The sequence below is a fragment of the Neobacillus sp. 204 genome (assembly GCF_046562815.1).
Lineage (GTDB): Bacteria > Bacillota > Bacilli > Bacillales > Cytobacillaceae > Neobacillus.
The window spans coordinates 321,271-340,630 of sequence record NZ_JBJORY010000001.1 but is presented as its reverse complement, the minus strand read 5'-3'; the positions used below and the strand labels follow the sequence as shown (position 1 = coordinate 340,630).

The window sequence follows — 19,360 nt, the reverse complement described above, 5'->3', positions numbered from 1 at the left end:
TCCGTTTATTCCGTCAAAGTTGTTTTTGTAGGAATCGCTTTTCAAGTTCATCTACCGGGAGCGGTTTTGAATAATAAAATCCTTGTATTTTATGACAATTGGCATTTGATAATAATTCCACCTGTTTTTCATTTTCCACACCTTCTGCAATCACTTCAAGTCCTAGACTTTTCCCTAGGTGAATAATGGTTGAGGTAATCGCAGCGTCCTTTTCATCAACATGGATATCCCTTATAAAGGACTGATCGATTTTTAAAACATCAATAGGAAACTTTTTAATATAATTTAATGAAGAGTAACCTGTCCCAAAATCATCGATTGAAATGGAAATTCCCAGCTCTTTCAAGTTTCTTAAAATTGGGATGGCTTCCTTCGTATCAGTCATAGCCCCTTCTGTAATTTCAATTTCCAAACAATTGGGCAGTATTTCGTATTTTTCAATCATTAACTTTATGAACTGGACTAATTTAGGATGCTGAAATTGTTTAGGTGAAATATTGACGGCAACACGTATACCAGAGTAACCTTTTTCACACCATTGTTTTAATTGTTGGCATGCAGTTTCAATTACCCAGTAGCCAATTGATATTATCAGCCCCGTATCTTCTGCCAAAGGAATAAAAACACTTGGTGAAATATACCCTAGTTCTGTATCTTTCCAACGGAGAAGAGCCTCAAAGCTATGGGCCTCACCAGTGGAAATCTCAACTTGAGGTTGATAATACAAGGAAAGTTCATTTTTATTAATGGCCTTTCTTAAATGTGTTTCCAATGTAACCACATTAGTAAAAACAGTTTTCATATCAGTGCGATAAAATTGATAATGTGCCTTTCCTCGTTCCTTCACCCGAAAGAGTGCCTCATCAGCATTCTTGATAAGCATTTCCGCATCTTTCCCGTCAATAGGATACATGCTTATACCAATACTTGGAGAAATATAATACTCCTGTGAATTAAAATAAAACGATTGAGAAAAGGCAGAAAAAACCTTTCGTACAAAAGTACTTGTGGAATGCCGGTCTGTATTGACCATTAATATCGTAAACTCGTCACCACCAACCCGATAAATAAAGCACTTATCATTTTGAAATTGTAAAAGACGCTCAGCAACCCTTTTTAAAATTTCATCCCCTGCCAGATGACCAAGTGTATCATTCAAAAATTTGAAACGGTCCAAATCAATCGAAATTAAAGCAAATTCTTGGTTTTTCTTGGTAGGTGAATAAATATGATTATGTAAATGTTCCAATAATGCCCGTCTATTTAACAACCCCGTTAGTTGATCATGAAAGGCCATAAACTTAATCATTTCCATATTCTTCGCCTGTTCTGACAAGTCTTTACAAATGATATAAAGTCCTTTAATATTTCCATGTATCACGATGGGAACAGTTTTTATTTGCACGATTAATAATTGTCCCTTATCATTCAGGATCTTACAATCAAGAGACTCGAGTGCATACCCTAAACAAGTCTTTTCAATCATCCCTTTAAATTTTGCTAAATCATGGTCATTAATTATGTCATAGATAGAATGATTTGACATTTGCTTTTCTGAGTAGCCAGTTAACAAAGCGGCCGAAGGATTCGCTTCAAGAACTTTCCCTTCAGGATTTATTGTAAAAATCGCGTCTAAATTATGATCAACAATAGATCGATACCTTTGTTCACTTTCTATAATTTTATTTTTTTCAATCGACCATTCGGTTACATCTCGGGTAACAGCAACCACATAACTGATAATGTTTTTTTCATTAAAAACTGGGGTTAATATTGTTTCTCCATAAATGATCGTTCCATCACTAAAAACAAATTGATCATCAAACGTGATAATTTCTTTTCTGCTTAACATATATTCATACTTTTGCTGGAGAGACTTACCAAATTTAGCTGGGAGAACATCGAGAAGAGTTTTGCCAATGGCTTCAAGCGTTAGATTAGCTTTTTTCATTCCAGGTTCATTGACAAATAAATAGCGAAATTTAGGCCCTTCTTCAACCTTCATGACAAAAACCATATCTTGGACATGCTGAAAAATGATGTCAAAAATGATTTTTTGTATTGTCCCAGCAGTTTTCCCTGAATCTAATTCATTAATTAATAATCTATTTAAACGCCCCATTTAATCATCCTTCAGATAAAGAAAAGTTCTTATATTTTACAATAATGTTTGTACATACTAATACTTATATTTTACAATGAAATTAACTGAAAGAAAGTAATTTATCAAAAACAATGAATATTCCGCAAAAATTTATGTTTAATCTTTTATAGTATATGATTAGGTTAACATCTAAAACTCGCTTTTATTCCCGAGATATGAAGAACATTTATTATTTTCTTAATATAATTCAAAAAAGATGTTACTGTTTTATTCCTATTTCTTTATAAAAAAGGTATAATATAGATGCTTTATATAACTGAAAGGAGAACATATTTTGAATCGTGATCATAAAGGCCCCCTAATCAATCTAAATCTAACCATCGACAACCTCGCTCAAGCTATCTTTATTGTGAATCGCCATGCAAAAACAGCACCTAATCCCAAATTATTGTACAAATTAAAACAAGAAACACTAAAAAAATTAATTGAAGAAGGCAAAGCGAAAAAAGTGGGTCTCCATTTTTCTGAAAATCCGCGAAATAGTCAACAGCAGTCCGATGTGCTAGTTGAATGTGGAAGATACACCTTCCATATTCCTCCAACTAAAACTGACTTTCTAAATCTACCTCATTTTGGGAAATTAGATGAACGCGTAAGAAATCCTAAGGCTACATTATCCCTTAATTCAGCAAAAGCATTACTTCAGTTATATACTGGAATATCTGAACTCGAACAAATGCCACCGAAGCATAAAAAGAATAAAACCTATCAAAAGCCCATTTTTAAAAAATTAGGCGAAAGATATTCTTGAAGCCAGTTCTACTGGCTTTTTCTTATGGGAATTTGTCTTATTTCGCAACATCTTCTTGATGATTTTGTGAACAACATCACGAATATATAGACGCTTCATAGCCGCGGATATACAATACAGGTATAAGATAGATAAATCATTTAAAGAGGTGCTTAACCAATGAAAGGAACAGCGATTCTTTTTCAGGACCATAAGGTTACATTTATTGAAGATGTTGATCATTCTATTTATGAAGAAATAAAAGAGCAATGTGGTTGCGAACAATGCAATTGCAAACTCGAAAATAAAATAGTTAATTTTGGTTCCGTTTCACCAGTTTTCTGGCACGAAAACGAAGTTGACTGGGACTATGGTTATTAAGATTCTTTAATTTAATATAAACTCCCCTCCCCAAAAACGGTCTGAGATTCAGATCGTTTTTTAATTTCTGATTGTAGAATCTTCACCCAAAAATAGTCTATAATCATTTTAAACATAATAATAAAATTAATCCTCACTCGGAAGGATGGACAATGTTGGAACATTTAATTAATCAACGTGTTAAAAAGATCGAAATATCGGGAATAAGAAAATTTTTTAATATGGTAGCCCATATTGATGACTTAATTTCTTTTACAATTGGACAACCTGATTTTCCTACTCCAGAGCATGTGAAAGAGGCCGGTATTGCAGCGATTGAGCAAAACTTTACTTCTTACACTCATAATGCAGGAACCCTTGAATTAAGGGAGGCTGCTTGTAATTTCGTTAAGGTCAAATATGGCTTGGATTATAAACCTGCATCAGAGGTTATTGTTACTGCAGGAGCAAGCGAGGCAATCGATATTGCCTTTCGAACTATTTTAAAAGAAGGTTCTGAAGTCCTATTACCAGGGCCGATCTATCCTGGCTATGAACCTATTATTAAAATGATGGGAGCCACCCCCGTTCATGTTGATATTCGTACCAATCAGTTTCGCTTTACTTTAGAAATGATTAAACCTTTTATTACCGAGAAAACCCGCTGTATCGTACTCCCATACCCTTCTAACCCGACGGGAGTGAGTCTCTCAGAATCAGAATTAAGAGAAATAGCAGATTATCTAAAGAATAAAGATATCTTTATCCTTGCAGATGAAATATACAGTGAGCTTGAATATGACCAGCCACATAAATCCATTGCGGCGTTTCTAAAGGATCAAACCATCGTCATTAATGGTTTATCAAAATCGCACTCGATGACAGGCTGGAGAATCGGTTTTTTATTTGCACCTGAGGACATCACTAAACATATTTTAAAGGTCCATCAATATAATATTTCATGTGCCACTTCGATTGCCCAAAAGGCAGCCTTAGCGGCCGTAACAACAGGGATTGATGATGCGCTTGTAATGAAGAGTGAATATCTTAAAAGGAGAGAGTATGTTTTCCAGCGTTTATCCGCAATGGGACTTGATATAATTAAACCAGATGGTGCTTTCTATTTCTTTATAAAAATTCCTGATACCATTCCATTAAGCAGTTTCGACTTTGCCATGAAGCTCGTTCAAGAAACAAAAGTGGCCGTTGTCCCAGGAAGTGCATTTTCAGAATACGGAGAAGGTTATTTCCGGTTATCGTTTGCTTGTTCTATGGAAACCTTAGAGCTTGGCCTAAATCGGCTGGAACAATTTTTAAGAAACTGGAATTAATGAATAATTAAGACCCTCACATTTAATGTGAGGGTCTTAATTATTCATTATTACTGGCCTTTATATTTCCCATTGTTTTTAGGAGCCTTTTCTTTTTTCGCCTTTTCTTTATGTGCTTGATTTGCTGCAGCCGAGCCGAACTCACTTGCGAATTCTTCGTTTGCTACTGCAGAATCAAACCCCTTTTTGTTTTTTTGTTTAGCATCATTCTTTTTTGTTCGTTTAGCCATCAACCATCCCTCCTATTTTCTTGGTTTCTCTCATAGTTTCAAGAAGATAGGAAGAATTTATTCATGAACTATTTTAGCTCTTCCAATATTTATAGAGTGCATGTGTGCCGCTGTTTTCTTCACCTTTTTCAGCTAATTGATCGTATAAAGATTTCGCTAAAGAAAGACCTGGAACTTCCATTTCCATTCGTTCCGCTTCATTTATCGCAATTTTCATATCCTTAATAAAATGTTTTATGTAAAAACCAGGTTCAAAATTTCCTGCTAACATTCTTGGAGCAAGATTGCTCAGCGACCAGCTGCCAGCTGCTCCAGTTGTAATATTTTTCAGGACATTTTCAGGATCCAGTCCTGCTTTTTCAGCATAAATAATAGCTTCACAAACACCAATCATATTGGATGCAATCGCAATTTGATTACACATTTTTGTATGCTGACCTGCACCTGGCTTTCCTTGATAGACGATGTTTGTTCCAAGAAGCTCTAAAATTGGCTGTACTTCTTTAAATGCTTCCAGCTCACAACCGACCATAATCGAAAGCTTGGCTTCTTTTGCCCCCACATCCCCACCTGATACTGGTGCATCAATGGCCTGGATTCCCTTCTTATTAGCTTCATCATAAATTCTAATTGCCAGTGACGGGGCTGAAGTGGTCATATCGATAAGATAACTGCCGGATGCTCCATTGTGAATCAAACCATTTTCTCCGAAATATATTTCCTCTACATCGGATGGATACCCAACCATTGTGAAAGTGACCGATGCCTTTTCAGCGACCTCTTTTGGTGTTGCTGCCCACACTGCTCCTTTATTCAATAGTTCTTGTGCTTTTTCCTTTGTCCTTGAATAAACAACTAAAGAATAACCAGCATTTAATAAATGCCCTGCCATACTTTTTCCCATTACGCCCGTGCCGATAAAACCAATTACTGTATTTTCAGGTGTTAACAAAATAATCTCTCCTCTCAAAAATAATTTTCTTATATATTTTAGCATTAAGATGAAATATTAGGCATAAAAAAACCGGAACGTCCCAGTCGCTCCGGTTTTTATGCTCCATCTCCAATATTATGCACAAATTTATTTTGTCCGTTTTCGTTAGAACATAATCACAATTTACAACTCTGATGAAAAGTTTGTTAAATAAGCACGTCCGAATACTTCTTGATTATTAAATACTTCAATTGAAACGGCCTTATCCTTTTCAATCATGTTTTTAAGGTCATAAATATGTAAATCTTCTTTTAGAGGAAGCGGGTCCATAAAAATATATTTTTCACTTTTTCCTTTTACATCTAAATATTCACCGTTTAGTACTTGATCTTCACCGTAAACTATTTCCCGTTTACCAATTGCTGCAGCTAACCTGTCATCATGAATAGTAACTTTCACCTTATACAATTGATGCCCAGATAATATTTCATTGTTAATTCGAAAACGAAATTGTAGTTCGTTATTTTTTGTCAACAAAGCGTCAGCATAACGATTGACAATTAATTCATTTGAAAAGAGTAAACCACAGCCACTTAAGAGCATGGACCCACATAGGATCAAGAGCAAAACAGTAATTAATCGAATATTTTTCAGCATGTAATAACACTCCCTTAATATTTTTACCATAGCCAAATTACTTCGGTAATAAACGTAAAGAAAGGTTAATATAGGAAAAAATAATTGCTATTAGATCGCTTTGACCATTCCTCCGTCTACTAAAAATGAACTGCCTGTCATATAGGTATTAGCATCTGAAAGTAGGAAAGTGGCAACATTGGCAAATTCCTCTGGCGTACCGTACCTCTTTAAAGGAATACCTGCCTTTACTTGTGAGACAACAGTCTCCATGTTAACACCAAGCTTATCTGCGTTCATTTGATCTAAATGTTTGACTCGGTCTGTTGCAATTCGACCTGGAGCAATGGTATTAATTAGAATATTATACTGAGCTAATTCCGAAGCAAGTGTTTTTGAAAGGCCGACAATCCCAGTCCGGAAAGTGTTCGAAAGAATCAATCCTGGTATGGGTTCTTTAATCGAAGTAGATGCGATGTTTAAAATTTTCCCGCCCTGCTGTTTTAAATAGGGTAATGCTGCCCGGATCATTCGAACATATGATAATAAATTCAATTCAAATGACTTCTGCCATTCTTCATCAGTTAATTCTTCAAACGAACCAGTAGGAGGACCTCCAGCATTATTAACTAGCATATCAATTGTTTGAAACGTTTCTGCAGTAACTTTTGCCAACTGATTAATATCATTTCCATCCGTTATATCAGTTTTTTGGTAGGCCACCTTTCCCAAACCGAGAGATTCAAGCTGACTTGCTTTTTGTCTGAGCTTATCCTCTTCGCGCCCAGAAATCATAACATTTGCTCCCTCTTTTACTAACCGTTCTGCTATTGCAAACCCTAAGCCCTGGCTTGAAGCAACCACCAACGCTGTTTTACCGGATAAATTCAACTCCATTGTGTTCGACTCCTCCTTCATAAATCTACTTCTAGTATACAGGATATATTGAGGGAATACTTGGTAAAATATATTAAAAAAGAGACAGATTTTATCTGCCTCTTACCTAAACTTAAGATATGGTTAGAATGTGTGTGCAAGATCCTTTGCACGTGCAATCGCATTTTCTTTTATTTCTTGCGCCTTGTCAGGCATGGCATTATGACCTTCCACAAACAGCCCTTCAAGAGTTGGTACTCCAAAGAAACTCATCATAACGCTAATATAACGGTGTCCCATTTCCATCTGTGCTGCAGGCCCTTCTGAGTAAAATCCACCTCTGGCTTGAATATGCAAGGCTTTTTTATCCGTTAAAAGACCGATTGGACCCTGTTCCGTATATTTGAAGGTCTTTCCTGCAACAGCTACTGAATCAAGATATGCCTTCATAATGGGTGGAAATGAGAAATTCCATAAAGGTGTGACAAACACATATTTATCCGCACTTACAAACTGCTCACTTAACTCGTTAAGACGGCCTACCTTTTGCTTTTCTTCTGCAGTTAATTCATCAAAGCCTTGACCTGAACGAAGTTTCCCCCAGCCACTAAATACATCTGCATCAATATGAGGGATATTTTCTTTATACAGATCTAGATGAATAACATCATCACCAGAATTGATTTGTTTATAACTCTCAATAAATGCTTTACCTACTGCCATACTATAGGACTGTGTTTCATTGTGAGGATGTGCAGTGACATACAAAACACGTACCATTTAAGCTCCACCTTTCTTTTAAATAGGCTGTGTTAAACTTGTCTGTTGATTTCCACTCCAGGCGCGAGCGGTTCGCGGGCGTTGCGGGGAGCCTCCTCGGCGCTATAGCGCCTGCGGGGTCTCCCCTGCTCCGTACTCCCGCAGGAGTCTTCGCGCCTTCCGCTCCAATCAACAGAGTGTAAAAATCAACAATAACCTTTAACACAGCCTTTATATAAAGACATAATTATTATCTGTTAAAATGATAAAAAATAATCAAAAAAGGATTCATCCAAAGACAAATCCTTTTCTTACATCATTTATTCATTTGTATCAAAGGAGTAAGGGTTAGGACCAATGTTCATTCTCATTTCATCAGTCAACTGGAATGGTTCATTAACCATTGCCTCATTTGTTGTTTGACCTAGTTGTGAACTTCCATCATAATGTACAGGTTTTTGTTCCATAATTCCATTCACCTCCACTATATCGACTTTTTCACGTGCCATTCTAATGAAACATTTTCCTATTTCTGTTTATCAAATCACCTAAAAGAACTAATCGAAAATAGGTATTATGTATCAGTTATTATTATACTCAATATTCCACAAAAAAAAGATAATAATATGAAAAATCAAAAAAATAAATGAATAACAGAAAAAGACCGGCTAATTATCAGCCGGTCTTTTCTATATAATCTATTTACTTTGTAGCAGCATTAACTGCTTCAATAACCTGATCGGTAGTTTGCATATTTAAAACCTCTAGAGCAAGCTTTTCCATATCAGATTTTTTCAAATCCTTGATTTGTGAGCGAGCTTTTAGTATGGAAGTGGCACTCATTGAAAATTCATCAAGTCCAAGCCCTATTAGAACTGGAATAGCTGTTTCATCTCCTGCCATTTCCCCACACATACCTGTCCATTTTCCTTCTGCATGTGCAGCATCAATTACCATTTTTACTAATCGCAAAATGGATGGGCTATATGGCTGGTACAAATAAGAGACACGCTGATTCATCCGATCGGCGGCCATCGTATATTGAATTAAATCGTTGGTTCCGATACTAAAGAAGTCTACTTCTTTTGCGAATTGATCCGCTAAGATAGCCGTTGACGGGATTTCCACCATGATTCCAAGTTCAATATCATCGGCAACTTTTTGACCTTCAGCAAGGAGCTTTTGTTTTTCTTCTTCAAGAATACCTTTTGCAGCACGGAACTCATCTAGGGTTGCAATCATTGGGAACATAATTTTTAAATTTCCATAGTTGCTAGCCCGTAACAGCGCTCTAAGCTGGGTGCGGAATATGTCTTGCTCTTCTAAACATAAGCGAATAGCCCTGAAGCCTAAAAATGGATTCATTTCTTTTGGAAGCTCTAAGTAAGGAAGTTCCTTATCTCCACCGATATCGAGGGTACGTACAACCACTGGCTTCCCGTTTAAACCCTCTAATACTGCTTTATAAGATTCGAACTGTTCTTCTTCTGTTGGAAGTTGATCTCTGCCCATGTAAAGGAATTCAGTCCTATAAAGACCTACACCCTCTCCACCATTTTCAATTACTCCTTTTAAATCCTTTGGAGTACCGATATTGGCGACTAATTCAACTTGGTGATTATCATTGGTTACAGTTGGTTCATTGACAAGCTTGGCCCATTCAGCTTTTTGGACTTCATACTCGGCATGAACTTTACGGTAATGCTCGACAAGTTCAGGTGTTGGATTAATATGTACTTCACCTTTTAAACCATCAACAATGACAAGATCCCCATTATTAATTTCCTCTGTAGCTGTTTTTGTTCCAACTACCGCCGGAATTTCCATGGAACGAGCCATAATGGCTGAATGTGAGGTACGTCCACCAATATTTGTTGTAAATCCTAATACAAATTGTTTGTTTAATTGTGCTGTGTCTGAAGGAGTTAAATCTTCCGCAACAATGATTACTTCTTCAGCAATCATGCTTGGATTGACAAGCTGTACACCTAGTAAATGAGCTAATACTCGCTTCGTTACGTCACGAATATCGGCAGCACGTTCTTGCATATATTCATTATCCATTTGTTCAAACATCATTATGAACATATCTGCTGTTTCTTTTAATGCAGACTCAGCATTTACTTTATCCGACTGAATTTTATCTTCAATTGGGGAATGTAATTCAGGGTCAGATAAAACAAGAAGATGTGCTTCAAAAATTGCTGCTTTATCAGCACCAAGCTCAACTTTGGCACGGTCACGAATTGCTTCGAGTTCTGTTTTAGATTTCTCTATTGCCTTACGAAAACGGTCAACCTCAGCAGCAGCATCATCAATTGTTTTTGATTCAAATGCTAAATCTGGTTCAACAAGGCGGTATGCTTTTGCAATAGCGATACCGTTTGATGCGGCTATCCCATGTAAAAAAGTCATTATTCTGCCAATCCTTCTTTTTTCAATGTTTCTTCAAGGCTATTTAATGCATCGTTTGCATCGTTACCTTCTGCAGAAATGGTAATATCAGCTCCTTGGCCAACACCAAGAGACATAACGCCCATAATTGATTTTAAGTTTACTTTTTTACCTTTATATTCTAAATGAATTTCAGAATCAAATCTGCTTGCTGTTTGGACTAATAAAGTTGCGGGTCTAGCGTGAATACCTGTTTCTGCGATTATTTTAAATTGCTTTTCTGACATGCTAATCAAACTCCTTTAATTTATATAAAATATCCTTCATTAAAAATAAACATTTCTCATCATTTAGTCAACTAAATCGATAATTAACTAAAGAGAAAAAATCACTTCTTTTCAGTTATTTTTTCCAAAAAGAAAACAAACATGTAATGAATAATATCATTTTGGACTTATTCAAACAACTGAAAAATCTATTTTATATCAATTGTCACAAATCTGTCAAAAACAATCAAAATCTATCATTTTTATTTGGATTATTTTTCTATAAATCTTTTAACTTTTGCCTAATCTGACGAATTTTCCTAGAAATTCGAGTGGTCTCCTCTTTAGAAAAAGTAAAACCTCCATATCGAACTTTATTAAAGATTTCAATTATTTCCTCCGAATCTGTAATACCTACTCGCAACCACCATTCCCTCAGCGTCTCAAAAGGAAATCGTCCTAAATTTATTTTAGATTGTTCCTGGTAATTTCCGGCTTCTTTTAGGTCATCACTTCCCTCAAGAATGGATTTACTACCTTTACTGCTAATTCTACTTAATAGTAAGTGGAGAAGATTTAAGATTGGTCCAGCAATACCAGAAAATACCCAAACAAATAATTTTAAAATACTAAAAAAAAGCAATTGAATAGATCTTATTAAGAAAGTAACAGATATACCAATTATAAAAAGTGACGCAAGGATTTTTATTAAATACATCGCAAACTTAGATTTATCAGTTTTTATTGTATTCCACTTTCTAACAAAACCACCGATAATAACTAATAGGATTTGTATAATAAGTAGAAGGATTATCTGATTTTGATATGGGTAATGACTCTTCCTGAATAGACGATTGCAATAATCCCCACAAGGAATGTCCAAAAAAGTAAGAGTGTCTCAGATTGCTGAAAGGCATCTACCTACAAGGTAAGCCCCCGCCAAAAAACAAACAATTCAAGTACCAGACCCATAAAAATGGATAAATCCGACCGGTGCCCAACCACCATCAGCAAAGGTAAAATGGTGAAGAAAAAGATCCATTTTCCTTTATTGCTAAATTTTTCAAGAATAATGATGTATAGTATGAAACTGCTAAAACACAAAGCAGCTAACAAGAGAATAGGAGGTAACTCTTCTTTATTTATATAAAATAAAAAAAGAAAAAGAAAACTCATGTTTAATTCCAAAAGAAAATGGCTCGATATTCCTGCCAAACGTTTCATCATAGCAGAACCCCACTCTCTTGATGAATTTCCATTTTTCTTAACCTTCCTTGCTGATGTTCAATTTTAAGTTCAAATAATTCAGTCCCTTTATTAGCCATGTTGAAAAGGGTCCGGTTGGTATCATCCGTTCTAATACCAGCATGTAAAAATATAGCCTGAATAGGCAAATGCCTATTATAAAAAGAGAGCATCTGCTTATAAGGTAAACTCGTATTTTGTGTATTAATAGATCGAATATTTATACACATCGAATTTATTTTATTAAAATTTTATATTTTTTCCAAAACATAAAAAAAAAGGAGATCTCTTTCTGAGACTCCTTTCAATAATTCGATTAACTTCTTGGTTCTTTTAGATATTGATACAAAACATCGCCGCCCCTCTGACCAATTCCACGGAAATGTTTAAAATCTTTTCTTTTTACCAGCACCTGACGAAATTCCATAAACTGATCGTTTGTAACATAATACTCAGAGAGTTCCCCTGTCATGAGCCGATCCAAGATCTCTTTAATCATTTCTTCCGTCATTCAAAACACCACCTTTACCTAATTATATTTTATCGTATCTGCCTTTCATTAAGCCAACATTGCAAATGTTCAATAATATTTGAAAGCGTTTTCGATTCTTTTGTTGTTATTTTTTTCATATAAATATAGTGGTAATAAAGAATTAACATAATTGTCAAATAAAAGGCTTTACGAATTGAATAAAGTAGTGCAAACTGTTATTTAACTGGATTTTATTTATAGTTTTTGAGGTAAAGGAGCGAGACTTAATGAGAAAAGCAGAAGTAGGAAATATCATTGAATTCCGTGGTGGATTGAAAGGGATTGTTGAGAAGGTAAATGAAAATTCTGTCATAGTCGACCTAACATTTATGGATAATTATCGTGATTTAGAATTGGATCAGCGAACAGTTGTCAATCACAAAAACTATAAAGTTATAAAAGAAAGCGCTTATTAAAATACTAGAATGCTAGAAAAGGCAGTCCGTGTAATGATGGCTGCCTTTTCTTTTTTGACCTCAAATGGATTGTTATTGGCCTTTTCCAGTTTCATTTGCCAACTGCTTTAATGATTTGACTTTTCCGTGTGGATTTTGATCTTGTTTCCGGACAGTCCATTCTCGTTCTTGTTCACTTTTAGATTTGCTCATTTCTTTCACTCCTTTCCTTTTTTATTTTTTTCTTTTCTTTAGGTTCTAATCAAAGGAAATAGTAAAATAAGTGATGTAATGATTTCCATTTGAAAAACTTATTTGATAAAATTATTTTTATGTTTCTAAAAAGGAGATCGCATAATGAAAAAATTCTTCCTAGACCCTCGTCTGCTTATTGGTTTGATTATTGCTCACGCCCTTATATTTTTTTCATTTCATGATAAAGCGATCTTTTGGTATATATTCACTGGATCAGTCCTTGTATTAATCGCTTATGCCATGTTTCAAGAAGAGGTTGATGATGAAGTATCCTTCATTGGTTATATTTTTCTTGGGGCAATTACTGGTTTATTATTGTATTTTGTTTTTTGGCTTGGCATCCGAGGAATGAAGATTCTCCACCTTCCGTATGAGACAAGTCTTAAGAATCTATACAAATGGTTTGCGCCCACATTATTCTGGCAATACCTTGCACTTGTATTAGTTGCAGCTCCGGGGGAAGAACTTTTCTGGCGTGGTTTTATCCAAAAAAGATTGAGCAATAAGTTTACGCCAATATTCAGCATTTTGGTCGCCTCGATTCTGTACGCTTCTGTCCATATTTATTCTGGCTCGTTTTTGTTAGTCCTTGCTGCCTTTATTTCTGGTTTAGTATGGGGATATCTGTATTTGTGGAAAAAGAGCATGCCTTTGGTCATCGTATCTCATATTATTTTTGACCTAATGTTGTTTATTATCTTACCTTTACATTAAAAAGCAGTTGCTCTTAAACAACTGCTTTTTTTATTTTCTTAAACTTGTTGGTAGTGGCTTTAACCAAAGTAATATAAAAAAAATCATGCAAATATAACCAAACAATGGATATAAATAGGAGAGCAGCGTTCCGTAGTTCACAAGACTAATCAAGTAAGAAACGACAAAAATAAGCGTTACAGATATCATTGTCGGAATTGACATATATTGTTTCAACTGCCGGTCCAGTCCAAAGACATTTCCAATCACGGAGGTGAAAATTTCTCCATAAATAACAAGTACAAAGATCCCATATAAGAAAGGTGCTAAATTTCTCATAACAATTGCCATGGGGATATTATATTGTTCCAAATTTGGAAGCATAATTAAGGTAAAATGACTGGCAATTAAAATGATTGTTAGAGCAGCTCCCCCAAGAATACCTCCCCATTTAATCGTCCAATCATCCTTAACTTCTGTTGCAATCGGTACTAAAACTGCTTGGGATAGCCCCAGATTTAATGCCACATATGAAAATGGAGCAATAACACTTTTCCAGCCATCATCAGCATGGGGGATAAATAATAATTGCTTCATGAAGTTGGGCATTTGAACTGAAAAGAGCATTAATATAATGCTGAATGTTATCATTAATGGAACAACAAACGTATTAACAGCATAAAGACCTTTTGTTCCAACTAACATGACTATAAAAGATAAAAAAATGGTTAGGAAAACACCAGCTGTTTTCGGCAGACCTAACTGTTCCTCAAAAACTGCCCCAGCTCCTGAAAGCATGACAGCACTAACTCCAAGAAGCATAAAAAGCATAAATACATTTATGACACGACTTGGCCATTTACCAAACAAGTACTCATTAAACTCTTGATAAGATTTGGCATCTATATGGGCAGCCATTCTCATTAGTTTCGAACCCAATGCTATAAAAAGATAGCCGCTCATTAATATACTTATTAAGCCAAAGAAACCAAACCGTGAAAAAAACTCCACGATTTCTTTTCCCGTGGCGAAGCCAGCTCCTACTACAGTCCCTACATAAACTGCAGCTACTTGAAATGCTTGAGTCCAATCCCTCTTCACATCATCTCCTCCTTATCATCAATATATGATAAAGAGGACAAACAAAGACGAGCTTTTTTCCTTAATTAGAAAGCATTACCATAAACAAATCTCTTGAAAGTCAAAAAAGGTCAGAGTATACTATCGACATAAGGTCAAATATAGTCAAAGTCAAACTATAAATCTAATATATACAAGGAGGATATTTACTTATGCTTTGTCAAAAATGTAATGAAAACAATGCGAACATACAATTAAATGTAATAATTAATGGACAGCGTAAGGAAATCAAACTCTGTCAAGAATGTTATACAAATGAAAAGCAAACTTTAGGAACCGGATTTAATCAAAATATGAACTTTTTTCAAGGATTCCCATTTGAAAACTTATTCATATCTAACGCAGAACCAATTAAAGAAGGCATCAATCAACCTACACAACAAACTGGAAGAAAAAATGGTCAAAGCGGTTTTATAGACCAATTCGGACGAAATTTAACCCAATTAGCGAAAGCTGGTTTGATTGATCCAGTTATCGGTCGCGATGGAGAGGTTAAACGTGTCATCGAAATCCTAAATCGACGTAACAAGAATAATCCTGTCTTAATTGGTGAACCAGGGGTCGGGAAAACGGCGATTGCTGAAGGTCTTGCTCAGAAAATTGCTGAAGGAGATGTCCCAGGCAAGTTACGCAATAAAGAAGTTTATTTGCTAGACGTTGCTTCCCTTGTTGCCAACACAGGAATCCGCGGCCAATTTGAAGAAAGAATGAAACAGCTCATTTCTGAATTACAAGAGCGGAAAAATATTATTCTTTTCATCGATGAAATTCACTTACTTGTTGGTGCTGGTTCGGCTGAAGGGTCTATGGATGCAGGGAATATCTTAAAGCCTGCCCTTGCCCGTGGTGAACTGCAGGTTGTTGGTGCAACTACACTTAAAGAGTATCGACAGATCGAAAAAGATTCCGCCTTAGAACGCCGCTTCCAGCCAGTTCATGTTCTTGAACCAACACTTGAGGCTGCGATTGACATTTTAAAAGGGATACAAAAGAAGTATGAAGATTACCATGATGTGACCTATTCCCAAGAAGCAATTCTTGCTTGTGTTCAATTGTCACATCGCTATATTCAAGACCGTTTCTTACCTGATAAGGCAATAGATTTGTTGGATGAGGCTGGTTCAAAATTAAATCTTACATCAAATTATCAAAGCAATGAACAAATTGAACAGCGCTTAAAAGATATTGGTGCTGAAAAAGAAGAGGCACTGAAAAACGAGAATTATGAAAAGGCTGCTTCTCTTCGCGATGAAGAAGCCAAACTGGAAAAGGCATTAAATATCGTTTCAGCTGTTGATAGACCGATTGTCGATGTATCACATATTCAAGAAATCATCGAAGAAAAAACCGGCATCCCTGTTGGAAAATTACAACAAGATGAACAGCTAAAAATGAAGTCATTAGAAAAAAATCTAAATCAGAAGGTTATTGGCCAGGAAAAGGCTGTGAACAAAGTGGCAAAAGCGATTAGACGCAGTCGTGCTGGCTTAAAATCAAAATATCGTCCGATTGGTTCCTTCTTATTTGTCGGACCCACTGGAGTTGGGAAAACAGAACTAACCAAAACACTTGCCAAAGAACTATTTGGCTCTAAGGATTCGATGATCCGCCTTGATATGAGCGAATACATGGAAAAACACAGTGTCTCCAAGTTAATTGGCTCACCTCCTGGTTATGTTGGACACGAAGAAGCTGGTCAGCTCACAGAAAAAGTGCGTAGGAATCCTTACAGTATTATTTTATTAGATGAAATTGAAAAGGCACATCCTGATGTCCAACACCTCTTCCTGCAAATTCTAGAAGACGGACGCCTGACGGATAGCCAAGGTAGAATAGTTAGCTTTAAGGACTCTGTAATCATTATGACAAGTAATGCTGGTGTAGGCCACAAAACTGTTCATGTAGGATTTGGAACAAACGAGGCGATTGAAGAAGCAAGTATTCTCGACTCCCTTGGCAGCTTCTTTAAACCTGAATTCTTGAATCGCTTCGATAGTATCATTGAGTTTAATTCACTCGGTAAAGAGCATATTCTTTATATTGTTGATTTAATGATTCATGAATTAAAAGAAACGCTTACTGAGCAAAAGATTGAACTAACTATTACATCGGAAGCAAAAGAAAAGCTGGCAATGCTTGGATACCACCCAGCATTCGGGGCCCGTCCGCTCCGCCGGGTAATCCAAGAGCAGCTTGAAGATAAAATAGCTGATTTTATCTTAGAACAGCCAGATGTTAAAAATTTAACTGCTATTGTTGAAGAAGATGAGCTTAAAGTTGTATCAAATGAAGCAGTGGTTAAATAAGTAAAAGAAAAGCCTTTCTTGAATGTCTAGAAAGGCTTCTCTTATTGATTCTTATAGATTTTTATCATCAACAGAGTTTAACCAATTTTCAATGACACCCACCACAGACTCCACACAACCAGCCTCAAATGGAGAGATTAGATTAGCAGACTCCACTAACTTTGTGAATGACATACTGCCACCTAGCTTACATAGCTTCACATAGTCAGTCCATGCTTCTTCTTGATTTTCTCTGGAGCGTTTCCAGAATTGAAAGGCACAAATTTGCGCAAGTGTATAATCGATATAGTAAAATGGTGAATTAAAGATATGCCCTTGGCGTTGCCAGAAGCCACCATTTTCTAGGTATTCATTGCCTTCATAATCTTTATGCGGTAAATACTTTTTCTCAATTTCTCTCCATTGACGCTTTCGCTCTTTTGGTGTTGCTTCCGGGTTTTCATAGACCCAGTGTTGGAATTCATCAACGGAAACTCCATATGGCAGGAATAACAATGCATCACTTAAATGAGAAAACTTGTATTTATCGGTATCTTCTTTAAAGAACAAATCCATCCATGGCCATGTAAAAAATTCCATACTCATTGAATGAATTTCACATGCTTCATAGGTCGGCCAAGCATATTCAGGAATCTCAAAATGACGGCTCGAATAAACTTGGAACGCATGACCAGCCTCATGTGTCAAGACATCAATATCTCCTGAGGTACCATTGAAATTTGAAAAAATGAAAGGTGCTTTGTAATTCTCAATAAAAGTACAATAGCCACCGCCGGCTTTTCCCTTCTTCGCAACAAGGTCCATCAAATTATTTTCCTGCATAAATCGGAAAAATGCACCAGTTTCCTCTGAAAGATCCTCATACATTTTTTGCCCATTTTCAATAATCCATTCTGGAGTACCCTTTGGAGTGGCATTACCTGTTTGAAAATTAAAAGATTCATCATAATATTTTAGCTTATCGAGGCCTATTCTTTCCTGCTGGCGCACCTTTAATTTTGTTGCGATTGGGACAATATATTCCTTTACTTGATTACGGAAATTGGCAACCATTTCAGCATTGTAATCGGTTCTCATCATCCGGTAATAACCAAGTTCCACAAAGTTTTTAAAACCAAGTGTCTGAGCAATTTCAGTCCTTACTTTGACAAGGTCATCATAAATTCGATCAAACTCTGCTTCATGTTCAACCATAAACCCAAATTTCGCTTCATTTGCCCTTTTTCTCATGTTTCTGTCAGTTGACTGAGTAAATGGCTCTAACTGGGCAAGAGTCCTTTCTTCCCCTTCAAAATCAATTTTTGCAGAGGCCATTAGCTTCGTGTATTCCGTTGACAATCGATTTTCTTTCTGGAGTGACGGAACAATCTCTGGCTTAAATGTCTTAAGTTGACCTTCCGCAAGGGCAAAAAGCTGTTTCCCCCATTTTTTTTCTAATTCAGGCCGGAACTTCGAATGAACAAGGACTTGATAATACTTTGTCACTAACCCTTCAACCTCAGGTTGTATTTCATCCATATAATCCTGTTCTTCCTTATAAAACTCATCATTAGTATCAATTGAATGACGAATATTACAAAGATTGAACATTGTCCCTAAGCCATTTCTAAGTATATTTATCTCATTCATTACCCCGTTTTGTTCTTCTACCGTGGCTGCGTTTTTTAAGTTCTCAATTGCAGAATTAAACTTTTCGGTTACTTCTTCTAAATTTGGCCTTATGTATGTATAGTTCTCAAACCCCATTGAAACAACCCCTTTTAAAATTTTTCTAATATTCCAACCTATTTTATTATATACTATCAACAAACATTCCTGACAATAAAAAAAATACGGCCAAAGGCCGTATCAGGCTGTCGAAAAACCATCGGCTGCCATTTATTTATTCAATTACCTCAATATATTCACCGCGTTAATTTGTTATAATATTATGGGTATATAGACTTTAAACAGGTCTGTTAATTAGCGCTCCAGGCACTTCGCTTTCCGCGGGCGTGACGGGGAGCCTCCTCGGCGCTTTTAGCGCCTGCGGGGTCTCCCCTGCCCCGTACTCCCGCAGGAGTCTTCGTGCCTTCCGCACCAATCAACAGAGTGTTTTCAATAAAGACCTTCAT

Annotated in this window: 20 protein-coding genes; 6 read left to right on the top strand and 14 right to left on the bottom strand. The window is 36.1% G+C overall.

The window, feature by feature from the left end:
• Positions 1-13 precede the first annotated feature (13 nt).
• Positions 14-2,122: an EAL domain-containing protein gene (locus tag ACJ004_RS01750; protein WP_410890827.1), complete on the bottom strand. Its 2,109-nt coding sequence runs from the start codon at positions 2,120-2,122 to the stop codon at positions 14-16.
• A 316-nt stretch (positions 2,123-2,438) separates the two neighbouring features.
• On the opposite strand from ACJ004_RS01750, the gene ACJ004_RS01745 reads away from it, so the two are divergent.
• The 3 genes from ACJ004_RS01745 to ACJ004_RS01735 all read left to right on the top strand — a co-directional run bounded on the left by ACJ004_RS01745 (position 2,439) and on the right by ACJ004_RS01735 (position 4,585).
• Positions 2,439-2,915, top strand: coding sequence for a YkyB family protein (locus tag ACJ004_RS01745; protein ID WP_410890826.1), 477 nt, complete (start codon positions 2,439-2,441; stop codon positions 2,913-2,915).
• Between the two features lie 159 nt (positions 2,916-3,074).
• A complete protein-coding gene (locus ACJ004_RS01740) occupies positions 3,075-3,275 on the top strand; it encodes a hypothetical protein (protein ID WP_410890825.1) in 201 nt (66 codons plus the stop codon).
• 155 nt (positions 3,276-3,430) lie between these two features.
• Complete coding sequence (locus tag ACJ004_RS01735; RefSeq protein ID WP_410890824.1) at positions 3,431-4,585, top strand: aminotransferase A; 1,155 nt, start codon at positions 3,431-3,433, stop codon at positions 4,583-4,585.
• Positions 4,586-4,635: 50 nt separating this feature from the next.
• Here ACJ004_RS01735 and ACJ004_RS01730 read toward each other — a convergent pair whose 3' ends face one another.
• The 10 genes from ACJ004_RS01730 to ACJ004_RS01685 form a co-directional block, all read right to left on the bottom strand.
• Entirely contained in the window at positions 4,636-4,815 is a 180-nt protein-coding gene (locus ACJ004_RS01730; RefSeq protein ID WP_410890823.1) for a hypothetical protein, read from the bottom strand.
• Positions 4,816-4,888: 73 nt separating this feature from the next.
• Positions 4,889-5,767 carry an NAD(P)-dependent oxidoreductase gene (locus ACJ004_RS01725; RefSeq protein ID WP_410890822.1) on the bottom strand — a complete coding sequence of 293 codons (879 nt, stop codon included), beginning with the start codon at positions 5,765-5,767 and terminating at the stop codon, positions 4,889-4,891.
• A 165-nt stretch (positions 5,768-5,932) separates the two neighbouring features.
• Positions 5,933-6,406 (bottom strand): hypothetical protein, encoded by a 474-nt coding sequence (locus tag ACJ004_RS01720; protein WP_410890821.1) that lies wholly within the window; start codon positions 6,404-6,406, stop codon positions 5,933-5,935.
• Positions 6,407-6,496: 90 nt separating this feature from the next.
• A complete protein-coding gene (locus tag ACJ004_RS01715) occupies positions 6,497-7,282 on the bottom strand; it encodes an SDR family oxidoreductase (RefSeq protein ID WP_410890820.1) in 786 nt (261 codons plus the stop codon).
• Between the two features lie 123 nt (positions 7,283-7,405).
• On the bottom strand, positions 7,406-8,041 hold the full coding sequence (locus ACJ004_RS01710; protein WP_410890819.1) for an FMN-dependent NADH-azoreductase: 636 nt from the start codon (positions 8,039-8,041) through the stop codon (positions 7,406-7,408).
• A 299-nt stretch (positions 8,042-8,340) separates the two neighbouring features.
• Positions 8,341-8,529: a hypothetical protein gene (locus tag ACJ004_RS01705; RefSeq protein ID WP_410890818.1), complete on the bottom strand. Its 189-nt coding sequence runs from the start codon at positions 8,527-8,529 to the stop codon at positions 8,341-8,343.
• Positions 8,530-8,722: 193 nt separating this feature from the next.
• Complete coding sequence (gene ptsP, locus ACJ004_RS01700; protein ID WP_410890817.1) at positions 8,723-10,435, bottom strand: phosphoenolpyruvate--protein phosphotransferase; 1,713 nt, start codon at positions 10,433-10,435, stop codon at positions 8,723-8,725.
• The gene (locus ACJ004_RS01695) at positions 10,435-10,701 is read right to left on the bottom strand and encodes a phosphocarrier protein HPr (protein ID WP_144548718.1); all 267 of its coding nucleotides are present in this window, start codon (positions 10,699-10,701) and stop codon (positions 10,435-10,437) included. The genes ptsP and ACJ004_RS01695 overlap by 1 nt, the downstream gene beginning before the upstream one ends.
• A gap of 259 nt (positions 10,702-10,960) precedes the next feature.
• A complete protein-coding gene (locus ACJ004_RS01690; RefSeq protein ID WP_410890816.1) occupies positions 10,961-11,398 on the bottom strand; it encodes a hypothetical protein in 438 nt (145 codons plus the stop codon).
• A gap of 843 nt (positions 11,399-12,241) precedes the next feature.
• Positions 12,242-12,436, bottom strand: a complete 195-nt coding sequence (locus ACJ004_RS01685) for a hypothetical protein (RefSeq protein WP_410890815.1) — start codon at positions 12,434-12,436, stop codon at positions 12,242-12,244.
• A gap of 248 nt (positions 12,437-12,684) precedes the next feature.
• On the opposite strand from ACJ004_RS01685, the gene ACJ004_RS01680 reads away from it, so the two are divergent.
• Positions 12,685-12,873 (top strand): YkvS family protein, encoded by a 189-nt coding sequence (locus ACJ004_RS01680; protein ID WP_218345799.1) that lies wholly within the window; start codon positions 12,685-12,687, stop codon positions 12,871-12,873.
• A gap of 72 nt (positions 12,874-12,945) precedes the next feature.
• Here the strand turns inward: ACJ004_RS01680 and ACJ004_RS01675 are convergent, their stop codons facing one another.
• On the bottom strand, positions 12,946-13,065 hold the full coding sequence (locus ACJ004_RS01675; protein WP_410890814.1) for a DUF6254 family protein: 120 nt from the start codon (positions 13,063-13,065) through the stop codon (positions 12,946-12,948).
• 144 nt (positions 13,066-13,209) lie between these two features.
• Here ACJ004_RS01675 and ACJ004_RS01670 point away from each other — a divergent pair, with 144 nt between their 5' ends.
• Positions 13,210-13,821: a CPBP family intramembrane glutamic endopeptidase gene (locus ACJ004_RS01670; RefSeq protein WP_410890813.1), complete on the top strand. Its 612-nt coding sequence runs from the start codon at positions 13,210-13,212 to the stop codon at positions 13,819-13,821.
• Positions 13,822-13,851: 30 nt separating this feature from the next.
• On the opposite strand, the gene ACJ004_RS01665 is transcribed toward ACJ004_RS01670, so the two are convergent.
• The gene (locus ACJ004_RS01665) at positions 13,852-14,901 is read right to left on the bottom strand and encodes a YkvI family membrane protein (RefSeq protein ID WP_410890812.1); all 1,050 of its coding nucleotides are present in this window, start codon (positions 14,899-14,901) and stop codon (positions 13,852-13,854) included.
• A gap of 191 nt (positions 14,902-15,092) precedes the next feature.
• Between ACJ004_RS01665 and ACJ004_RS01660 the strand changes: the two genes are divergently transcribed.
• Positions 15,093-17,246, top strand: a complete 2,154-nt coding sequence (locus tag ACJ004_RS01660; protein ID WP_410890811.1) for an ATP-dependent Clp protease ATP-binding subunit — start codon at positions 15,093-15,095, stop codon at positions 17,244-17,246.
• Positions 17,247-17,297: 51 nt separating this feature from the next.
• Here the strand turns inward: ACJ004_RS01660 and ACJ004_RS01655 are convergent, their stop codons facing one another.
• Positions 17,298-18,992 carry a M3 family oligoendopeptidase gene (locus tag ACJ004_RS01655; RefSeq protein ID WP_410890810.1) on the bottom strand — a complete coding sequence of 565 codons (1,695 nt, stop codon included), beginning with the start codon at positions 18,990-18,992 and terminating at the stop codon, positions 17,298-17,300.
• Between the last annotated feature and the right edge of the window lie 368 nt (positions 18,993-19,360).